General features: G+C 60.7%; 17 protein-coding genes and 1 tRNA gene. 14 read left to right on the top strand and 4 right to left on the bottom strand.

Annotated elements, in window-relative coordinates; genetic code table 11:
- Positions 1-42 precede the first annotated feature (42 nt).
- Genes SynNOUM97013_RS02395 through SynNOUM97013_RS02385 form a run of 3 tightly spaced genes read left to right on the top strand, consistent with a single transcriptional unit; the run spans position 43 to position 1,797 of the window.
- On the top strand, positions 43-426 hold the full coding sequence (locus SynNOUM97013_RS02395; RefSeq protein ID WP_186480623.1) for a helix-turn-helix transcriptional regulator: 384 nt from the start codon (positions 43-45) through the stop codon (positions 424-426).
- 28 nt (positions 427-454) lie between these two features.
- Positions 455-1,009, top strand: coding sequence for a cofactor assembly of complex C subunit B (locus tag SynNOUM97013_RS02390; protein ID WP_186480622.1), 555 nt, complete (start codon positions 455-457; stop codon positions 1,007-1,009).
- Between the two features lie 2 nt (positions 1,010-1,011).
- Complete coding sequence (locus SynNOUM97013_RS02385; RefSeq protein WP_255442902.1) at positions 1,012-1,797, top strand: N-acetylmuramoyl-L-alanine amidase; 786 nt, start codon at positions 1,012-1,014, stop codon at positions 1,795-1,797.
- On the opposite strand, the gene hemF is transcribed toward SynNOUM97013_RS02385, so the two are convergent.
- The gene (hemF, locus tag SynNOUM97013_RS02380; protein ID WP_186480621.1) at positions 1,782-2,882 is read right to left on the bottom strand and encodes an oxygen-dependent coproporphyrinogen oxidase; all 1,101 of its coding nucleotides are present in this window, start codon (positions 2,880-2,882) and stop codon (positions 1,782-1,784) included. The genes SynNOUM97013_RS02385 and hemF overlap by 16 nt on opposite strands.
- 114 nt (positions 2,883-2,996) lie before the next feature.
- Between hemF and SynNOUM97013_RS02375 the strand changes: the two genes are divergently transcribed.
- From SynNOUM97013_RS02375 to SynNOUM97013_RS02340, 8 genes are all read left to right on the top strand, one after another.
- Entirely contained in the window at positions 2,997-4,073 is a 1,077-nt protein-coding gene (locus SynNOUM97013_RS02375) for an Mrp/NBP35 family ATP-binding protein (RefSeq protein ID WP_186480620.1), read from the top strand.
- Between the two features lie 2 nt (positions 4,074-4,075).
- Complete coding sequence (rodA, locus tag SynNOUM97013_RS02370; RefSeq protein ID WP_186480619.1) at positions 4,076-5,401, top strand: rod shape-determining protein RodA; 1,326 nt, start codon at positions 4,076-4,078, stop codon at positions 5,399-5,401.
- The gene (locus SynNOUM97013_RS02365; RefSeq protein ID WP_370586439.1) at positions 5,398-6,804 is read left to right on the top strand and encodes a sensor histidine kinase; all 1,407 of its coding nucleotides are present in this window, start codon (positions 5,398-5,400) and stop codon (positions 6,802-6,804) included. The genes rodA and SynNOUM97013_RS02365 overlap by 4 nt, the downstream gene beginning before the upstream one ends.
- Before the next feature lie 92 nt (positions 6,805-6,896).
- Complete coding sequence (locus SynNOUM97013_RS02360; RefSeq protein ID WP_186470104.1) at positions 6,897-7,328, top strand: photosystem I reaction center subunit II PsaD; 432 nt, start codon at positions 6,897-6,899, stop codon at positions 7,326-7,328.
- A 75-nt stretch (positions 7,329-7,403) separates the two neighbouring features.
- Positions 7,404-8,936 carry an anthranilate synthase component I family protein gene (locus SynNOUM97013_RS02355; RefSeq protein ID WP_186480618.1) on the top strand — a complete coding sequence of 511 codons (1,533 nt, stop codon included), beginning with the start codon at positions 7,404-7,406 and terminating at the stop codon, positions 8,934-8,936.
- The gene (gene gshA, locus SynNOUM97013_RS02350) at positions 8,933-10,081 is read left to right on the top strand and encodes a glutamate--cysteine ligase (RefSeq protein WP_186480617.1); all 1,149 of its coding nucleotides are present in this window, start codon (positions 8,933-8,935) and stop codon (positions 10,079-10,081) included. The genes SynNOUM97013_RS02355 and gshA overlap by 4 nt, the downstream gene beginning before the upstream one ends.
- Entirely contained in the window at positions 10,078-13,089 is a 3,012-nt protein-coding gene (gene ppc / locus SynNOUM97013_RS02345) for a phosphoenolpyruvate carboxylase (RefSeq protein ID WP_186480616.1), read from the top strand. The genes gshA and ppc overlap by 4 nt, the downstream gene beginning before the upstream one ends.
- Positions 13,090-13,551 carry an N-acetyltransferase gene (locus SynNOUM97013_RS02340; RefSeq protein WP_186480615.1) on the top strand — a complete coding sequence of 154 codons (462 nt, stop codon included), beginning with the start codon at positions 13,090-13,092 and terminating at the stop codon, positions 13,549-13,551.
- A 20-nt stretch (positions 13,552-13,571) separates the two neighbouring features.
- Here the strand turns inward: SynNOUM97013_RS02340 and SynNOUM97013_RS02335 are convergent.
- Positions 13,572-13,645, bottom strand: a tRNA-Arg gene (locus tag SynNOUM97013_RS02335).
- Positions 13,646-13,727: 82 nt separating this feature from the next.
- Here SynNOUM97013_RS02335 and recF point away from each other — a divergent pair.
- Both recF and speD read left to right on the top strand, forming a co-directional pair.
- The gene (gene recF / locus SynNOUM97013_RS02330) at positions 13,728-14,825 is read left to right on the top strand and encodes a DNA replication/repair protein RecF (protein ID WP_255443058.1); all 1,098 of its coding nucleotides are present in this window, start codon (positions 13,728-13,730) and stop codon (positions 14,823-14,825) included.
- Between the two features lie 28 nt (positions 14,826-14,853).
- Positions 14,854-15,336 carry an adenosylmethionine decarboxylase gene (gene speD, locus SynNOUM97013_RS02325; RefSeq protein WP_186480614.1) on the top strand — a complete coding sequence of 161 codons (483 nt, stop codon included), beginning with the start codon at positions 14,854-14,856 and terminating at the stop codon, positions 15,334-15,336.
- 15 nt (positions 15,337-15,351) lie between these two features.
- Here the strand turns inward: speD and larE are convergent, their stop codons facing one another.
- Positions 15,352-16,191 carry an ATP-dependent sacrificial sulfur transferase LarE gene (gene larE, locus SynNOUM97013_RS02320; protein ID WP_186480613.1) on the bottom strand — a complete coding sequence of 280 codons (840 nt, stop codon included), beginning with the start codon at positions 16,189-16,191 and terminating at the stop codon, positions 15,352-15,354.
- A gap of 60 nt (positions 16,192-16,251) precedes the next feature.
- Here larE and SynNOUM97013_RS02315 point away from each other — a divergent pair, with 60 nt between their 5' ends.
- Positions 16,252-17,448, top strand: coding sequence for a cob(I)yrinic acid a,c-diamide adenosyltransferase (locus tag SynNOUM97013_RS02315; protein ID WP_186480612.1), 1,197 nt, complete (start codon positions 16,252-16,254; stop codon positions 17,446-17,448).
- A 19-nt stretch (positions 17,449-17,467) separates the two neighbouring features.
- Here SynNOUM97013_RS02315 and moeB read toward each other — a convergent pair whose 3' ends face one another.
- Positions 17,468-18,631, bottom strand: coding sequence for a molybdopterin-synthase adenylyltransferase MoeB (moeB, locus tag SynNOUM97013_RS02310; RefSeq protein WP_186480611.1), 1,164 nt, complete (start codon positions 18,629-18,631; stop codon positions 17,468-17,470).
- Between the last annotated feature and the right edge of the window lie 22 nt (positions 18,632-18,653).

The raw sequence follows: 18,653 nt of genomic DNA, 5'->3' as shown, positions 1-18,653 counted from the left end.
AGAATGAGACGAGGTTAGACACAACTGAGACAGCAGATTCTCATGCTCACCCAACGGAAACCCGCGCGCGCCTGCCTTGCAGACATCGAGCATTACTTCCAGCAGCCGCCCCCGTTGTTCCTCGATCTCGAGCTGGCCGTCTGCTGGGTTTTGGCCTGCCTTCTGCAAGATGACAGCTACCCCTCCGGACTGCTTCATCGCCTGCAGAACGATCATCCTCAGCTGAGGCTGTCCGAGACCGTCCTGCATCAGGCGGTCGACTTCCTCGAGCGCCAAGACATGCTCGATTCCTACACGAAGCGCTGCCCGAGCCGAGGCAGACCACGGCGCATGCTGCACCTGCATCAGGACGCCAGAGGGCAAGCGGAGCGTCTGATGGAGCCCTGGCACCGCTGGCTGCACGAGCATGGCCCCCTGACCACTTAGAACGGTCAGATCCTTCAAGCAGCAACGGATGCCATCGCCTCAGACATCCACGCTGCTGCTCACCGTGCTCTTGGGCATCGGCCTTGTCTTTTTCCTGAGAGCAGCCAGCAAAGACCGCACCACCATCGTGGAGGTGCATTCTCCTCGTCCACCCGTTGAGGTGCTCGAGGGGTTGGATGCATGGCTCAAAGAGCGCGGCTGGAGTCAGCAGGGCGGTGATGCTGAACGTTGCGTCCTGGCATACAGAGGCCAAGTGGACAGCAGCATCCCTCTGGCGGTGCTGCTGTCCCTGCTGGGAACCGTTGGAGCAGGCAGCCTCGGCCTGGTCGTCCGCCAGGTGAACCCAGCACTGAGCTGGTGGCCTCTGCTGCTTGCTGCACTCGGCCCACTAGCTGGCTTGATCTACACCCGCCGGTCACGGCGCACCGAAGAAATTCAGATTCGGCTGATTGAACCCGCACCCCGCGATGGCAGCACACTGCGTCTGCGCGCCCATCGCGATGAGCTGATTGCCCTTGAGCTGGACCTGGCCGAGTCGCTGGAACTGGCCAGCGACGGGGCATTGCTCTCTTCCCCGATCTGACCATGCAGAAGCGGCGGCTGGCACTGATCACCGCTCTCAACGCAGCGGGCATGGCTGCATTGGCAAGCCTGGCCACAGCTGCCGACACTCCGCACCTGCTGACCGTTGACCCCCTGACAGGAGTCCAAGCTTCCAAACCCGCATCCTGGACAGGTCGCCGGCGGCATCCATCCGACGTCCCCATCCTTGTGCTGGCTGGACATGCCGATTCACAGGGCATCGAGGGTGCCGGAACCTCCGGCGCGGCCGTCGACCGACGTGGGGCCCCACCCATGGATCCACGCATGCGCGATGAACTGTTCTGGAATCGTCGCGTCCGTGACGCGGTCGTCGCGGAAGGTCAGGCACGGGGCCTCAACATCAGCGGCTACGAACCCGAGCGAATCAGCATTCCGAACCCGGAGGATCCCGACACCAACTGGTCCGTCGGCCGTCGTCACCACGACAGCGGTGGCTACGCCGTGGAGATCCATTTCGATGCTTACGGCAAACACGGCGTCGGATCGGGACTGATTCCGAATCTGCGCAGCCCTGCAACCCGGATCGATGAAAGCCTGGCGCTGAATTTCGGTCGTTATCCCCTTCGCTTTCGCGGAGGACTTGGCGCTCCCAAGCGGGGGATCAGCATCCTGGAAATCGGGAAGCTGGAAGGAGCATTGGAGGCCAAATTGCGTGATCCGATCAGCCGTGACGCTGTGATTACAGCGTTGGCTTACCGGATTGTTGAAGCGATCCAACTGGGGGTCGACACCCCCAAAGCCGCAGCCAACGATCAGTCGACGGCCTGATGAGGACGGCAGCGCTCCTCCAACGATGGGTCATCAAACCAGTGCTGTGGACGGGTGAACAGATCCGTAAGCAAGGCTTCACGAGACCCTTCCTGCGCCTGATAGCCGTACTCCCAGCGAGCCAGAGGTGGAAGCGACATCAGGATGGATTCAGTCCGTCCATTGGTCTGGAGGCCAAAGATCGTTCCCCGATCCCAAACCAGGTTGAACTCCACGTAGCGACCACGCCGGTAGAGCTGGAAGTTCCGCTCACGATCGCCATAAGCCAGGCCATTGCGCTTCTCAACGATTGGGGTGTAGGCGGGCAGGAATGCTTTGCCGTTGGCCTGGGCGAGAGCGTAGAGCTGCTCCCAGTTCAGGGTTACGGATCCGATTTCACCGGCCTTGATGGCTGCTGGGCCTTCAGGATCTTGACCGCGATACAGCCGACCTGAACCATCCTGATAGTCGTAAAAAATGCCACCGATCCCGCGGGTTTCCTGACGGTGCTTCAGGAAGAAGTACTCATCACACCAGGGCTTGAATACCTGGTAAAGCCGTTCATCGACTGAGTCACAAGCCTGCTTGTGGGTGCGGTGGAAATGCCGGGCATCCTCAAGAAAGGGATAGAAGGGCGTGAGGTCCGCTCCACCGCCAAACCACCACACCGGACCTGCCTCGAAGTAGCGGTAATTCAGGTGCACGGTGGGGACGAAGGGATTCCTGGGATGCAGCACCATCGAGGTCCCGGTGGCAAACCATGGATGCCCTTTCGCCTCGGGGCGCTGCTTGAGGATGGAAGGAGGCAGTTCCTGGCCATGAACTTCGGAGAAGTTCACGCCGCCTTGTTCAAAGATCCGGCCTTCACGCATCACACGGGAACGGCCACCACCACCCTCGGGACGATCCCAGCTCTCCTCCTGAAAACGGCCGACACCATCGAGCTGTTCCAAGCCGGCACAGATCTCGTCTTGCAAACCCATCACCAAAGCGCGGGCGCGCTCACGAGAGTCGGCTGGCGGTCGCTCACCAGCAGGGACTGCGGGGGACGACGATCCACCACCCAGTACTCGGCCCTTCACACGCTTCAGCAGGGAACGGACCATTTTGAGAAGGACAGAATTCCTCTGACCTTTTCAGCAGAGACCCACCTCCGACAAGTGGGTGTGAAGGACTGTCATGGGAAGCGCCCCTAGGATCCAGCCCATCGAAAGGGATGCATGACCACAGCAGAACAGGCGACGCAGGCTCTCAGCGACCTCCGCGATGCTGGAAGCGAGCGCTCACTGCTGGAGCTGGGCTGGCTTGATCAGGTCAGAGTGGCACCCCCTCGAGCCGTCATCCGACTCAACCTGCCTGGCTTCGCACAAAGCCAGCGTGATCAGATCGTCAGCGCAGCCAAGCAACGGCTGTTGCAGCTGGAAGGCATTGATGACGTTCAGTTTGAGCTTGGCCAACCTCCGTCCCAGGGCGGCATCGGCCAGGCTGGCCATGGGCAGGTTGCGGAGCGGCAATCCATTCCAGGGGTTCGCCATGTGATCGCCGTGAGCAGCGGCAAGGGCGGCGTAGGCAAAAGCACCGTCGCCGTAAACCTGGCGTGCGCCTTAGCGGCCCAAGGTCTGCGGGTGGGCCTGCTCGATGCCGACATTTACGGCCCCAACGCTCCAACCATGCTCGGCGTCGCCGATCGCACCCCTGAAGTGAGTGGCAGTGGTGACACCCAGTCGATGCAGCCGATCGAAACCTGCGGCGTGGCCATGGTGTCGATGGGTTTACTGATCGAAGAGAACCAGCCGGTCATCTGGCGAGGTCCGATGCTTAACGGCATCATCCGCCAATTCCTCTACCAGGTGAACTGGGGCGAGCGGGATGTGCTGGTGGTGGACCTTCCTCCCGGCACGGGCGATGCCCAACTCTCTCTGGCGCAAGCCGTCCCGATGGCAGGCGTGGTGATCGTCACCACGCCCCAGCAGGTGGCTCTTCAGGATGCGCGCCGCGGCCTGGCGATGTTCCGCCAAATGAGCATTCCGGTGCTGGGCGTCGTCGAGAACATGAGTGCCTTCATTCCCCCGGATCAGCCCGACAAGCGCTATGCCTTGTTTGGCAGCGGCGGCGGCCAAACCCTTGCTGACGCCTTCGACGTACCTCTGCTCGCACAAATCCCCATGGAAATGCTCGTGCAAGAAGGAGGCGACCAAGGTCAGCCCATCACCCTGGCCCATCCCAACTCGGCGAGTGCTCGCACCTTCCTCGAGCTAGCGGAGCGACTGACACCGACGGTGATCGAGAAACGCTGATCATGGTGTCCGGAGTGGGCCTCAACGGACAGCCTTTGGTCAGACGGCCAGGGAAACGGCAGGGTCGAGAGCGCGACTGGATTCTCTGGGGTGTGCCACTCGTAATGGTGACAATTTCCAGCTTTTTAATCCTCAGCATCGAGCGCCAAGAAGCATTGGAAGGATTGTCTTCATTCTCCCTTAGCTTCACAGGCCTTCTTCGATTCATGAACACCCAGCTGTGGTTGTCGCAGCTTGTGACAGCTGTTTTTGGCATCCTTATTGCACTTTCTTTAGCCAAATTAAGGCTCGAGCGTTTAAAGCCTTTATTGCTTCCTATCTACATCTTCACAGTGATCAGCCTGATCGCTGTTCGAATGATCGGGGTTACAGCCCTTGGTGCCCAACGTTGGATCAGCATCGGACCTTTCAACATTCAGCCCTCGGAATTTGCAAAGTTGTCAGCCATTCTTTTACTGGCAGCTGTGCTTGATCGGCACCCGGTGGAACGCCCAGTCGACCTGCTGCGTCCTTTGGGCGTGATCTCGATTCCCTGGTTCCTGGTCTTCATCCAACCCGACCTAGGAACATCGCTTGTCTTCGGAGCGCTTCTGCTCACGATGCTCTATTGGTCAGGGATGCCGTTTGAGTGGCTCATTCTGCTGCTCTCACCTTTGATCACAGCGCTGGTGGCAGGACTGTTCCCCTGGGGCCTGGCCCTCTGGATTCCGCTCACCCTGGCGATCGCTTACCGATCTCTTCCCTGGAAAAAAACAGCGTTGGCTTTGGTTCTGGCGATTCAAAGCGCAGCTGCAGTCGTAACTCCATGGCTCTGGCAAAACGGCTTGCAGGATTATCAGCGCGATCGACTCGTGCTGTTTCTCGACCCGGCCAAGGACCCTTTGGGTGGTGGCTATCACCTCCTACAAAGCACGGTGGGGATTGGTTCCGGAGAACTCTTTGGGACAGGCCTGCTGCAAGGGCAACTCACAAAGCTGCGCTTCATTCCCGAACAACACACTGATTTCATCTTCAGTGCACTGGGCGAAGAAATGGGCTTTTTAGGAACGATCTTGGTAGTTGTCGGCTTCGCGCTGCTGATGGGGCGTTTGCTGCAGATTTCAGGGAAAGCTCGCACCGACTTCGAATCTCTGGCAGTGATCGGCGTTGCCACGATGTTGATGTTCCAGATTGTGGTGAACATCTTTATGACGATCGGCCTGGGCCCCGTCACAGGCATTCCTCTCCCTTTCATGAGCTACGGGCGCAGCGCCATGGTCGTGAACTTCATCGCCCTCGGCCTCTGTCTCTCAGTGGCGAGACGATCCAGACGGGCCCTGATCCGTTGAAAGACTCCACACCGCTGCTGCAGTCGATCCATGCCTGCATGGCCGCGGATGTTCCTGAGGGACACGCCAACGATTCCAATGCCCGCCGACTCTGGTGGGCAGCCCTGGAAGTGCTTCAGGAACTTCTCGGATCCGACGGGCATGCCAGCGGAGGAGTCTGGCTGGCAGCACCGCTTCCGGCCCTCTATTCACCGGACCTGCTGAAACGGTTTCAGGGCTGGGTCTGGGCACCGCAGGCCCTCGATGCCTTGCACGCCGCTGAGAGGTCGACGCTGCTTCCGCCCGATCGACGACACAAACCTGATGCAGAGGCGGAAGCGGCCGCATCCTGCAACCACTTCCAGCGCTTGCCCCTTCAAGACTCCGACAGTCAAGACCCGTTGCTGATCGTGATCACAGGGAAACTGCAGGTCGCCCTCGCGCTCTACGGCGCAGAAGGCCAACGTCAGCTGCTGATGCGCAGTGAGCCAGACGTCCTTGGCCAGGTGCTGACCCTCGTGGAGCAGCGACTGCGCCGTGATGCGCCAGACCAGGCCAACGATCTCCAACAGGCCATTCGCCTCCTGGGCCCTCTCCAGAGCAGCAGCGATCTTGCGATGCAGTTCTGGCCGAAGCTGGCCGAGCGACTGGCGGGCATGGTTCCGACCGTCACGCTGCAGGCAGCCCGCGCCAGCGATCTCGGCTCAGATCAGCCGCGGGCTGAATCCAACGCGGACAAAGCCGATGCAGAGCTGTCCTTGTTGGAAGCGATCACCCATGAGGTGCGCACCCCTCTTGCCACGATTCGCACCTTGATCCGCTCCCTGCTGAGACGGCGAGACCTGCCGGAGCAGGTGCTGGATCGCCTCTCTCAGATCGACACCGAATGCAGCGAACAGATCGACCGCTTCGGGCTGATCTTTCAGGCTGCCGAACTCCAGCGACAACCCGAAAGCCCCTCTGCCCTTGCGCGCACCGACCTTGGAGCGATGCTGCAGACACTCGCTCCAGGCTGGGAACAACAACTTCAACGCCGCGGACTAACCCTTGAGCTGAAGATTGAGCAGGATCTGTCTCCAGTTCTGAGTGACCCTGGACGCTTGGAACCGATGCTGGGCGGCCTGATCGATCGCTGCAGTCGCGGGCTGCCGGCGGGGAGCAGCCTCACGCTCACCCTGCAACCCGCTGGCGCCAAGCTCAAACTGCAGCTGCTCAGTCGAACTCCCGACCAACTCGAGAGCCTTGAGAGCGACAACCTTTCACAGGAGCAACTGGGCCCCGTACTCAGCTGGAACACGAGCACAGGAGGCCTGCAACTCAGCCAGAACGCCACTCGAGACCTGCTCGAACGACTGGGTGGTCGCCTCACTCAGCGCCGGGATCAAGGACTGACCGTTTTCTTTCCGATCGCAAGTCATTGTTGACGGGTGTGAAGGTCCTTGCCGGAAGAGGATTTCGCACCAAATCATTTGCTACTTTCCAGCCATATCGGCACTCCGATCTCCCGAGGACAGCCATGGCATCAACGGCGTTGACAGGACAGCTTCCACAGTTCATTGGCAGCACCGGCGGCCTTCTGAACTCCGCTGAGACGGAAGAGAAGTATGCGATCACCTGGAGCAGCAACGCTGACCAGGCGTTCGAACTCCCCACTGGCGGGGCAGCCATGATGAACTCAGGCGAAAACATCATGTATTTCGCTCGTAAAGAGCAATGCCTGGCGCTCGGAACCCAGCTCCGCACCAAGTTCAAGCCCCGGATCGAGGACTACAAGATTTATCGGATCTTCCCTGGTGGTGACACCGAGTTCCTGCATCCTGCAGACGGCGTCTTCCCCGAAAAAGTGAACGAGGGACGTTCCATGGTGGGGCACAACGCTCGTCGCATCGGTCAGAACACCGATCCCGCCAAAATCAAGTTCAGCGGTCGCAACACCTTCGACTCCTGATCGCCTAATCACCCAGCCATCACGCCGGGCAATCACCCGGCATGATGGTCTGCGGTCGGTTTTGACGATTTCGACATGCTCAGTCCCGACCGCAAAGCTTTCCTGGAATCCGCCGAATCGGGTTCCACCCTGATCCCCGTCGCCTGTAGTTGGCCAGCGGATCTGGAAACGCCACTCACCACCTGGCTCAAGGTTGGCGACGGGAGACCTCCAGGTGTTCTGCTCGAATCTGTTGAAGGCGGTGAAACGCTTGGTCGATGGAGTGTGGTGGCCTGTGACCCGCTCTGGACACTGTCGGCAGGGCCCCAAGGCCTGCAGCGTGTGTGGCGCGATGGTCATCGGGAGACCTTCTCGGGCAATCCCTTTGACTGCCTGCGTGCTTGCCTCAGTCCTTATATCCCGACCTCACTTCCCGGCCTCCCCCCCCTCGGCCAGCTGTATGGAATGTGGGGCTATGAACTGATCCGCTGGATCGAACCCACAGTTCCCGTTCACCAACCGGCGGACGGATCGCCCCCTGATGGCGTCTGGATGCTGATGGACAGCATCTTGATCTTCGATCAGGTGAAACGCTTGATCACCGCCGTTGCCTACGGCGATTTAAGTGGTGAGCGTGGCGCTTCATCCAGCCCTGAAGAGGCCTGGGACAGCGCGATGGCGCGAATCAATGCCCTGCGTGAACGCATGGCGGCACCACTGCCTCCCGTTCGACCCTTGAACTGGTTGCCGGATCGTGGCAACTCACCCACGACGGCCAGCAACAGAACGCGAGAGGACTTCCATCAAGCCGTCGATACCGCCAAGGAGCACATCGCTGCAGGGGATGCCTTCCAGCTGGTGATCAGCCAGCGCTTGAGTGCGGATGTGAGCCACCCTCCGCTGGATCTCTACCGCAGTCTGCGGATGATCAATCCATCGCCGTACATGGCCTTTTTCGATTTCGGCGACTGGCAGCTGATTGGCTCCAGCCCGGAAGTGATGGTCAAGGCGGAGCCTGATCAAGGCGGGATCCGTGCCGTGCTCCGTCCCATTGCGGGCACCCGCCCCCGTGGTGCGAACCCGGTGGAAGACCGCAATTTTGAAGCCGACCTGCTTGCCGACCCCAAGGAACGTGCCGAACACGTGATGCTCGTGGACTTGGGTCGCAATGATCTCGGCAGAGTCTGCGCACCAGGCTCGGTCTCCGTCGGAGACCTGATGGTGATCGAGCGCTATTCCCACGTGATGCACATCGTCAGCGAAGTGGAAGGGCGCTTGGCTCCAGGCAAGGACATCTGGGATCTGCTGATGGCGTCCTTCCCTGCCGGCACCGTGAGCGGCGCTCCAAAGATCCGTGCCATGCAGTTGATTCACAAGTTGGAGCCTGATGCCCGAGGTCCTTATTCCGGCGTGTATGGCTCCGTTGACCTCGCCGGTGCCCTGAACACTGCCATCACGATTCGAACCATGGTGGTTCAGCCCAAAGAGAGTGGCGGCTGGACACTGCATGTGCAGGCAGGAGCTGGAATCGTCGCTGACTCCCAACCTGAATCGGAGTTCCAGGAGACTCTGAACAAAGCCAGAGGAATGCTGACGGCACTGGCCTGTCTCGAGGATTCCCAGGCATGAGCAGTGATCGCCTGCTGAAGGGATTCGAAGTGGAGCTGTTCACCGGCCGTGAAGACGGGCGCAATGTCGGCGTTGCGGCACGTGCCAAACAAGAGCTGACAGGGTTCGTCACGGAGCCGGACCATCGCAATCTGGAGTACGTGACGGCTCCCCAAGCCGACTACGAAGGGCTTTCGGAAGCCTTGCTGTCACCACGACGCCAACTCCGCCGCTGGCTGATGGATCAGGACCTCACGCTGTTGCCTGGAAGCACGCTGAGCCTCGGAGACACCCAGCATTTCGAACGCTCCGATCCCAATAACCCGTACCACGCCCTGATTGAGGCCACCTATGGGACCGCGGTGGTCACGGCCAGCGTTCACGTCAATCTGGGCATTGACGACCCGAATGACCTGTTCGCAGCTCTGCGTCTCGTGCGTTGTGAAGCCGCGCTGCTTCTTTCGCTCAGTGCCAGCTCGCCTTTCCTGAACGGCCAGGTCACTGGCGCCCATTCCCAGCGATGGCTGCAATTCCCCCTGACACCAGCCCGCGTGCCGCTCTTCCGCGATCACCAGCACTTCATCTCCTGGACCGAAGCCCAGATCGATGCCGGCACCATGCACAACGTTCGACATTTGTGGACATCGGTTCGTGCCAATGGACCGGATCGCCCCCATCAGCTGAACCGACTGGAACTGCGCATCTGTGATCTGATTACAGATCCCGAAGTGCTGCTGGCCGTGACCGCTCTGCTTGAACTGCGCGTGCAGCAGGTGTTGCGTGACCCCCAGACCCATGACCCTCTGCACAGCAGCAGCCTCAGCCTTGAAGATCTGGAACTCTTGAGCATGGACAACGACCGGGCCGCGGCGCAGTCAAGCCTCGAAGCCACGCTCCGTGACTGGCATGACGGCCATGAGCGCTCCTGCCGAGACTGGCTCAAGCAACTGATTGCCTCGGTGACCCCACTCGCCCATGAGCTGGGATTGCATGAGCAGCTTCAACCGCTTCAATCCATTCTGATGAACGGCAATCAGTCCATGCGCTGGCTGGATGGCATTCATCGCGGACAAACAGTTGAAGCGATGCTGAGAGGCAGTATCAGCGCCATGCGGGACGAAGAGATGCGTGGTGTTTGTGTCTCGGCTGAACGCGCTTTGGGATGATCATGACGACTTCCGATCCCAGCCCGCTGTCCATGTCCTCATCCTCCGCAACGATTCCTGCGAGCGATCAGCCCAGGGCGGAGGTCTCCGAGTGCCCCGGTAACGGTCAGCTGCTTCAGCAGCGACTGGCCCTTGTGGAGGATCTCTGGCAGACAGTGCTACGCAGCGAGTGTCCTGCGGATCAAGCCGAACGGCTGCTGCGCATGAAGCAGCTCAGCGACCCTGGCGTTCCGGATAGCAGCGACCAGAACAGCGGTGGCGTGGCGTCGCTCATCCGCGACATGGACCTGTCCGAAGCGATTGCGGCAGCCCGTGCGTTCTCGCTCTATTTCCAGCTGGTCAACATTCTCGAGCAACGCATCGAGGAAGACAGCTACCTGGAGAGCATTGTCCGCTCCCAAGAACTGATTGACCAGATCGACCCTTTCGCTCCACCGCTCGCGACCCAGACCGAACCCGCCACGTTCTGCGAGCTGTTTGAACGGCTGCGCCGCCTGAACGTCCCACCCAACCAGCTGGAAACACTTCTCCAGGAACTGGACATCCGACTGGTGTTCACGGCTCACCCAACCGAGATCGTGCGTCACACGGTGCGGCACAAACAGAGGCGTGTTGCCAGCCTGCTGCAGCAACTGGAAGCCAAAACCGACACCAGCCCATCCGAAGCCTCCGGCATCCGTCTGCAGCTGGAAGAAGAAATTCGGCTTTGGTGGAGAACCGATGAGCTGCACCAGTTCAAGCCCTCGGTGCTGGATGAGGTGGACTACGCCCTGCACTACTTCCAGCAGGTGCTGTTTGATGCCATGCCTCAGCTGCGGCGGCGTCTCTCGACGGCGCTCTCAAGCAGCTACCCGGATGTGCAGCTGCCGCCTTCTTCGTTCTGCACCTTTGGCTCCTGGGTTGGATCCGACCGAGACGGAAACCCCTCGGTGACCACCGACATCACCTGGCGCACGGCCTGTTATCAGCGTCAATTGATGCTGGACCGCTACGTCAACGCGGTTCAGAACCTGCGAGACCAGCTGAGCATCTCCATGCAATGGAGTCAGGTAAGTGCACCGCTGCTGGAGTCGCTCGAAATGGACCGACTGCGGTTTCCAGAGGTCTATGAGGAACGCGCGACTCGCTATCGCCTGGAGCCCTACCGACTCAAGCTCAGCTTCATGCTGGAACGGCTGCGCCTCACGCAACTGCGGAACGATCAGCTGGCGGATGCCGGCTGGCGCGCGCCTGCCGATGGCCTCGCGCCCTGCCCTCCAGATGCACAACCCAGCGAAGCCCTGCATTACGGATCGGTCGCTGAATTCCGTAGCGATCTCGAGCTAATCCGCACCAGCCTTGTCAGCACGGATCTCACCTGTGAACCCCTCGACACCCTGCTGACTCAGGTGCACATCTACGGGTTCTCCCTTGCAGGTCTCGACATCCGTCAGGAAAGCACCCGGCACAGCGATGCCCTCGACGAACTCAGTCGCTATCTGAACCCTGATCAGGCCTACGGCGATCTCAATGAAGACGAGAGGGTCGCCTGGCTGCTGCAGGAGCTGCAGACAAGACGGCCACTGATTCCCCCTTCCGTGGACTGGTCCGCCACCACTGCGGAAACCGTGGATGTGTTCCGGATGCTGCATCGCCTTCAAGACGAGTTCGGCAGCCGCATCTGTCGCACGTATGTGATCTCCATGAGTCACAGCGTGTCCGACCTGCTGGAAGTACTGCTGCTGGCCAAGGAAGCCGGCTTGGTGGATCCCTCCGCCGGCCACGCAGATTTGCTGGTGGTTCCCCTGTTCGAGACCGTTGAGGATCTCCAGCGGGCCCCAGAGGTGATGGAGCAGTTGTTCCAGACCCCGCTCTACCGAGATCTGCTGCCGCGGGTGGGTGGCCAAGGCCTGCCGCTGCAGGAACTGATGCTGGGCTATTCCGACAGCAACAAGGACTCCGGCTTCCTCTCCAGTAACTGGGAAATTCACAAAGCCCAAATTGCGCTGCAGGATCTGGCCTCCCACAACGGCGTGGCCTTACGCCTGTTCCACGGCCGTGGCGGTTCCGTTGGCCGCGGAGGCGGCCCTGCTTACCAGGCGATCCTGGCTCAGCCCAGCGGAACCCTGCAGGGTCGGATCAAGATCACCGAGCAGGGTGAGGTGCTGGCTTCGAAATACAGCCTGCCGGAACTGGCGCTCTACAACCTCGAAACCGTCACCACCGCGGTGGTGCAGAACAGTCTGGTGACCAATCAACTGGATGCAACGCCCAGTTGGAATGACCTGATGGCACGGTTGGCCCAGTGTTCCAGGCGTCACTACAGAGCCCTGGTGCACGACAACCCCGATCTCGTGGCCTTCTTCGAACAGGTGACCCCAATCGAAGAAATCAGCAAGTTGCAGATCTCCAGTCGACCCGCGCGACGCAAATCGGGGGCCAGAGATCTCTCCAGCCTCCGCGCCATTCCCTGGGTGTTCGGCTGGACCCAGAGCCGCTTCCTCCTCCCCAGCTGGTTCGGAGTCGGAACCGCGCTCAGCGAGGAACTGGAGGCTGATCCGGATCAGCTGTCGTTGTTGCGCACGCTCCACCAGCGCTGGCCGTTCTTCCGCATGTTGATTTCCAAAGTGGAGATGACTCTCTCCAAGGTGGATCTCGACCTGGCCCGCCACTACGTGAGCAGCCTCGGGAGCGCCGAGCATCGTGAAGCTTTCGAGCGCATCTACACCACCATCGCTGAGGAATACAGCCTGACTAGACGCCTGGTGCTGGAGATCACTCGGCAGGAAAGGCTGCTGGATGCCGATCCCGCTCTGCAGCTCTCCGTTGGCCTGCGCAACCGCACGATCGTGCCGCTCGGTTTCCTCCAGGTGGCTCTGCTCAAGCGGCTGAGGGATCAGAACCGCCAGCCGCCCATGAGTGAGTCATCCAGCGATGGAGACGGACGCACCTACAGCCGGAGCGAACTGCTTCGCGGCGCTCTCTTGACCATCAACGGCATCGCCGCCGGCATGCGCAACACCGGCTAAGTGGGACTACTTCCTTTTCGCCAACAAGCTGCCGTCCCACGCCTGCCGGAGCGCTACCGCTTCAGCATGGAACATGTTCCCGATGGCGCCTGCATCAACGCGCTGTTGCAGGCGTGCGGTGACCAACCGCATCCAGTGGAACGCTGGCCCCTGGCGCTGCAACGCAGCCTCTGGCATCTCTGCATCCTGGATCAGGAAGAGCAGCGACTGGTCGGATTCGTCCGAGCCACCAGCGATCAGGCCCTCAATGCCAACCTCTGGAATCTGGCCGCGGCCCCTGGAGAGGATCAGCCCAAGCTGCTCAAGGCGCTCGTGCATCGATCCCTGGCGTGCCTGCGTCGCGACCTGCCGGGATGCAGCATTTCCATTTCCGCACCGGTCCAGGCCTTAGACGCGATCAAGTCGCAGGGATTTCTGCTCGATCCTGGAGGGATCAGAGCCATGGGGCTGAGGCTTCGCTGAGCGAACAACCTCTCTGAATACGAGCATGGAGGGACTCGAACCCCCGACCCTCAGAACCGGAATCTGATGCTCTATCCAACTGAGCTACATGCCCCCGCTTGGCTGTGAGATCAACCGCGAGACAGTTACCTTAGCCACACGCCGCACCCGGACCGATTCGGCTTCTCCGGCTCGAACTGCAGGAGTTCCGCAACCACTGCCAGCTGCAGCTGGAGATTGATGCGCCGCGCCTGCTTGTGATCGGCAGCAACGGCATCGGCAAATCCAACCTGCTGGAATCCGTTGAACTGCTGGGAAGTCTTCGCTCCCATCGCTCCAGCCAAGACGCGGATCTGATCCACTGGGATGCCTCACGTGCCCTGCTCAAGGCCACCTGTCATGACGATGAGCAGGTCGAGTTGGAAATCAGGCGCAAAGGCGGACGCCAAGCCAAACGCAACGGCAAAGTGCTGCAGCGCCAGATGGACCTTGTGGGGCCACTGCGCTGTGTGGGCTTCAGTGCCCTTGATCTGCATCTGGTGCGAGGCGAGCCCGCCCTCAGACGGCAGTGGCTGGACCGGGTGGTGCTCCAGCTTGAGCCGATTTATGCCGATCTGATCGGTCGCTATAACCGGCTGCTGCGTCAACGCAGTCAATTCTGGCGCCGCGGTGGGCTCGGATCCTCATCGGAACAACAGGTCTTGCTGGACAGCTTCGACACCCAGATGGCGCTGGTCTGCACACGCATCCACCGGCGCAGGCGCCGCGCGCTGGCCAGGCTTGAACCCCTGGCGGCGGCCTGGCAAGAACGCCTCAGTGACAGGCAGGAGCAGCTGGAGCTTCGCTACGCCCCCGGCAGCAGCTTGGACGGTGAAGAGGCAGAAGAACCCTGGCGTCTCTCGATAGAAGAGCAGTTACGACGACAACGCCCGGAAGAGGAACGACTTGGAAGCTGCAGGGTGGGTCCCCACCGCGATGAGGTGGAGTTAGTCCTGAACGGCACGGCTGCACGTCGCTTCGGTTCTGCAGGTCAGCAGAGAACCATCGTGTTGGCTCTCAAGCTGGCCGAACTGGAGCTGGTGGGTGAATTGTGCGGACACCCTCCACTGCTGCTATTGGATGACGTGCTGGCGGAACTCGATCCACGCCGGCAGCTGGCCTTGCTAGAGGCCGTTGGGGACACGCATCAGTGCCTTGTGAGCGCCACTCACCTGGATGCCTTCGAAGGAGGCTGGCGCCAACGCTCCCAGATTCTCAACGCCGATCACTTGAGAAACGGGATGAGAAAAAGCTAAATTCAGCAACCCTTTGTTGCGTCCTCTGATGGAGCAATCCCTGCCTTGCCTGCATCCCAACCCAGGATGGGGCGATGCCCAGATCAATCCTGTTTCTAGCTCTGCCAGCACCAGTGCCACCGACATGGTGGGTAAGCACTGCATCCTCGAGCTTTACGACTGCGATCACAGCAAGCTCGACGACGAAGCCTTTCTGAGAACCACCATCACAACTGCAGCAAAACGTGCTGGTGCGACGCTTCTCAACCTCATCACCCACCGTTTCGAACCCCAAGGGGTCACCGGTCTGGCGCTGCTAGCGGAATCGCACATCTCCATCCACACCTGGCCCGAAAACGGCTACGCCGCGGTGGATGTTTTCACCTGCGGAGACCACACCATGCCGGAATCTGCTTGTGAACACCTCAGGACCGAACTGGGTGCGCGCAAGCATGCACTGCGGAGTTTTCTGCGCGAGACCCCTGCAGCGATTGCGGATGCTGAACGCACACCCTGCCCTGAGAAAGGCTGAACCCGCCTTGCCTGCTTAAACCCGGTTGAGCTTGCCACTCACCAACCCTTCAAGGTCCAGGCTGACGCTGGTGAAACCGAGCTTCATCAGCGCTTCAACCACGGCGGTGCGTCGAGTGGGGTCCAGCAGCTCTGGCAGGCGATCTTGCGGCACTTCGATCCGTGCCGACAGTCCCTGAGAACGCACTCTTACCCGCGGAAAACCCTGTTGAATCAACCAGGCTTCGGCCTGGCCTACTTGCTGCAAACGGCGATGGCTGATCGCCTCGCCATAGGGAAAACGGGAGGCGAGACAAGGCTGGGCCGGTTTGTCCCACCAGGGAAAACCGAGTGCCTTGGAGAGACGGCGCACTCCTGCCTTATCGATCTTCAACTCCGCCAGGGGGGAGCGCACACCGGCATCACGGGCCGCCTGAATGCCAGGACGATGGTCACTGAGGTCATCCAGGTTGACCCCATCGAGAACCTGAGCGCCCTGCGCTGCTTTGGCAATCGGCCCGAGCTGACTGTGCAACTCCCGTTTGCAGGCGTAACAGCGATCCGTGGGATTGCTGCTGTAGGCAGGATCCTGGAGTTCACGGGTTTCCACCTCGCGATGCTGCATCTCCAACCACTGCGCCTGCAGACGGGCTTCTGCCAGCAGGTGGGGAGCCAGCGCGGGTGAAACCCCGGTGATCGCCCAAGCGCGCTCATCCAACTGTTCCTTGGCAATGGCAGCGACCAAGGTGCTGTCAACACCACCGGAATAGGCCACGCAGACGTTGTCAAAGGCGTGGATCCATTCCCGCAGATGACCGAGCCTCTCAGCATCCTCAGGCGACAGGCGTTCCAGCAGGCGAAAAGTCTCTAAAGCCACTGCTGAACGCGGGAATCTGGGTATGCTCCGATCGTACGAAGCGCCATCCAGGGCCTGACGATGGACGCAACCCGGTCATCCGGAAGCTCGAGCGCATCACGACGTCGCAGCAAACGAGACATCGGCATCGTGACCGCTGCCGACAGCCGAGAGCGCAGTCTCGGTCAATTGCATGTTTATGACGGGGAAGGCAAGGGCAAGAGTCAAGCGGCACTTGGCGTGGTGCTGCGCACGATCGGTCTTGGCATCTGTGAGCAGCGACGCACGCGCGTGCTGCTGCTGCGTTTTCTGAAAGGACCGGGGCGGGCCTACGACGAGGACGCGGCCATCGAGGCTCTCCAGCAAGGCTTCCCGCACTTAATCGATCAGGTGCGCACGGGCCGGGCGGATTACTTCAATGCCGAGGAAGCCACCAAGTTCGACCAGCAGGAAGCACAACGCGGTTGGGATATCGCCCGTGGAGCCATCGCCAGTGCGCTGTACTCCGTCGTGGTGCTCGACGAGCTCAACCCCTTGCTCGACCTGGGCTTGCTGGATATTGACGATGTGGTGAAGACCCTCTCCTCACGGCCGGAGGGCATGGAGATCATCGTGACGGGTCGGGCTGCACCCCAGCCTTTGATTCAGATCGCCGATCTGCACTCGGAGATGCGTGCCCATCGCCGGATCGAACCGTCTGACGACACTTTTCTGCCTTACACCACTCCCGGTGCCATCGAGATTTACACCGGTGAAGGCAAGGGAAAATCCACCAGCGCCCTCGGCAAAGCGCTGCAGGCCATCGGACGCGGGATCAGTCAGGACAAAAGCCACCGCGTGTTGATCCTGCAGTGGCTGAAAGGGGGTAGCGGCTACACCGAGGATGCTGCAATCGCTGCGCTACGCGAGAGCTACCCGCATCTCGTGGATCATCTGCGCTCGGGGCGTGACGCGATCGTGTGGAGAGGCCAACAGGAACCGATTGACTACGTGGAGGCCGAACGGGCCTGGGAGATTGCTCGGGCGGCCATCGCCAGCGGTCTGTACAAGACCGTGATCCTCGACGAACTCAATCCCACCGTGGATCTGGAGCTACTGCCGGTGGAACCAATCGTGCAAGCCCTGGTTCGCAAGCCCTCTGAAACCGAAGTGATCATCACGGGCCGCTGCAAACATCCCCCGGCCTACTTCGATCTGGCCAGTGTCCATTCCGAAATGGTGTGCCACAAGCACTACGCCGAACAGGGGGTGGATCTGAAGCGGGGAGTGGACTACTGACGGCCTGCGGCGAGGGCCCTCAGTAGACGGGAACGCTGGCATCCACCTCCTGGGACCAGGCATTGATTCCTCCGGTCACGTTGGTGGCGTCAATCCCGTGCTGCGCGAGCAGCTCCACCGCACGGGCAGAGCGACCGCCCATCTTGCAGTGCACATAGATCGGTCGCGTGTCCGCCAGGCTGCGCACCGTTTCCACACCTTCACCGTTTTCAATCTTGGCGAGGGGCACCAACTGCGCACCTTCGATCACAGCCACGTCGGCCTCAGCAGGATTGCGAACGTCAATCAGAACCCACTCGGACCCCTGCGCCATCAGGGCACTGAGCTCGCGCACGGAAATGCTGTTCACCGCTGTCGACTCCTCGCCGCGCTTGGTTTCAGCGGCATTGCAGAACGCCTGATAGTCAACCAGGCCAGTGATCGATGTCCGAGCCGGTCGGCGCTGAAGCCGAAGTTCCCGGAAGCGCATCGACAACCCATCCACAAGCAAAAGACGTCCGTCCAACGGGTCACCAATCTCGGCGAGCACCTTGATCACTTCGGTGGCTTGAATCAACCCGATCAGTCCAGGCATCACGCCCATCACTCCACCATCAGCGCAGGAGGGAACGAGATCCGGCGGAGGGGGTTCCGGCACCAAATCGCGATAGTCAGGTGACGCGGGTCCCCGGTTGAACACGCTCACCTGCCCTTCGAAGCGTTGAACCGAGCCGTACACCCATGGCTTGTTCAACAGAGCGCAGGCATCGCTGATCAGATAACGCGTGGGGAAGTTGTCGGACCCGTCGACCACCAAATCGTGGTCAGCGATCAAATCCAGGGCGTTCGCCGCTGTGATGCGGCAGCGATGCTCTTCCACCTGGCAATGGGGGTTGAGGTCAAGCATCCGTCGCCTGGCGGACTGTGCTTTCGGCTGGCCAACCGTTCCCTCACCATGAATCACCTGGCGCTGCAGGTTGGAGACCTCCACACAGTCGTCATCGACGATGGCGATCCTGCCGATACCCGCTGCCGCGAGATACAGCAGCAGTGGAGAGCCCAGTCCACCGGCGCCGACACAGAGCACCGATGAAGCTTTCAGTCGCTTCTGACCCTCAATACCCAGTTCCGGCAAGGTGAGATGCCTGGCATACCGTCCCCGCTCGTCAGGACTGAGATCGAGTTGGACTTGAGGTTCCGTCATCACCGAAGCAGGGGGAATGGGG

The sequence above is a fragment of the Synechococcus sp. NOUM97013 genome, from assembly GCF_014279815.1.
Lineage (GTDB): Bacteria > Cyanobacteriota > Cyanobacteriia > PCC-6307 > Cyanobiaceae > Synechococcus_C.
Note: the sequence above shows the minus strand (reverse complement) of the source record. Positions and strands in the feature narration are given on the sequence as shown.

Bases quoted from the DNA above. Each gene is read 5' to 3' on its own strand.
- SynNOUM97013_RS02395 (WP_186480623.1), top strand. From the start codon at position 43: ATGCTCACCCAACGGAAACCCGCGCGCGCCTGCCTTGCAGACATCGAG.
- SynNOUM97013_RS02390 (WP_186480622.1), top strand. From the start codon at position 455: ATGCCATCGCCTCAGACATCCACGCTGCTGCTCACCGTGCTCTTGGGC.
- SynNOUM97013_RS02385 (WP_255442902.1), top strand. From the start codon at position 1,012: ATGCAGAAGCGGCGGCTGGCACTGATCACCGCTCTCAACGCAGCGGGC.
- hemF (WP_186480621.1), bottom strand. From the start codon at position 2,882: ATGGTCCGTTCCCTGCTGAAGCGTGTGAAGGGCCGAGTACTGGGTGGT.
- SynNOUM97013_RS02375 (WP_186480620.1), top strand. From the start codon at position 2,997: ATGACCACAGCAGAACAGGCGACGCAGGCTCTCAGCGACCTCCGCGAT.
- rodA (WP_186480619.1), top strand. From the start codon at position 4,076: ATGGTGTCCGGAGTGGGCCTCAACGGACAGCCTTTGGTCAGACGGCCA.
- SynNOUM97013_RS02360 (WP_186470104.1), top strand. From the start codon at position 6,897: ATGGCATCAACGGCGTTGACAGGACAGCTTCCACAGTTCATTGGCAGC.
- SynNOUM97013_RS02355 (WP_186480618.1), top strand. From the start codon at position 7,404: ATGCTCAGTCCCGACCGCAAAGCTTTCCTGGAATCCGCCGAATCGGGT.
- gshA (WP_186480617.1), top strand. From the start codon at position 8,933: ATGAGCAGTGATCGCCTGCTGAAGGGATTCGAAGTGGAGCTGTTCACC.
- ppc (WP_186480616.1), top strand. From the start codon at position 10,078: ATGATCATGACGACTTCCGATCCCAGCCCGCTGTCCATGTCCTCATCC.
- speD (WP_186480614.1), top strand. From the start codon at position 14,854: ATGGAGCAATCCCTGCCTTGCCTGCATCCCAACCCAGGATGGGGCGAT.
- SynNOUM97013_RS02315 (WP_186480612.1), top strand. From the start codon at position 16,252: ATGGACGCAACCCGGTCATCCGGAAGCTCGAGCGCATCACGACGTCGC.
- moeB (WP_186480611.1), bottom strand. From the start codon at position 18,631: ATGACGGAACCTCAAGTCCAACTCGATCTCAGTCCTGACGAGCGGGGA.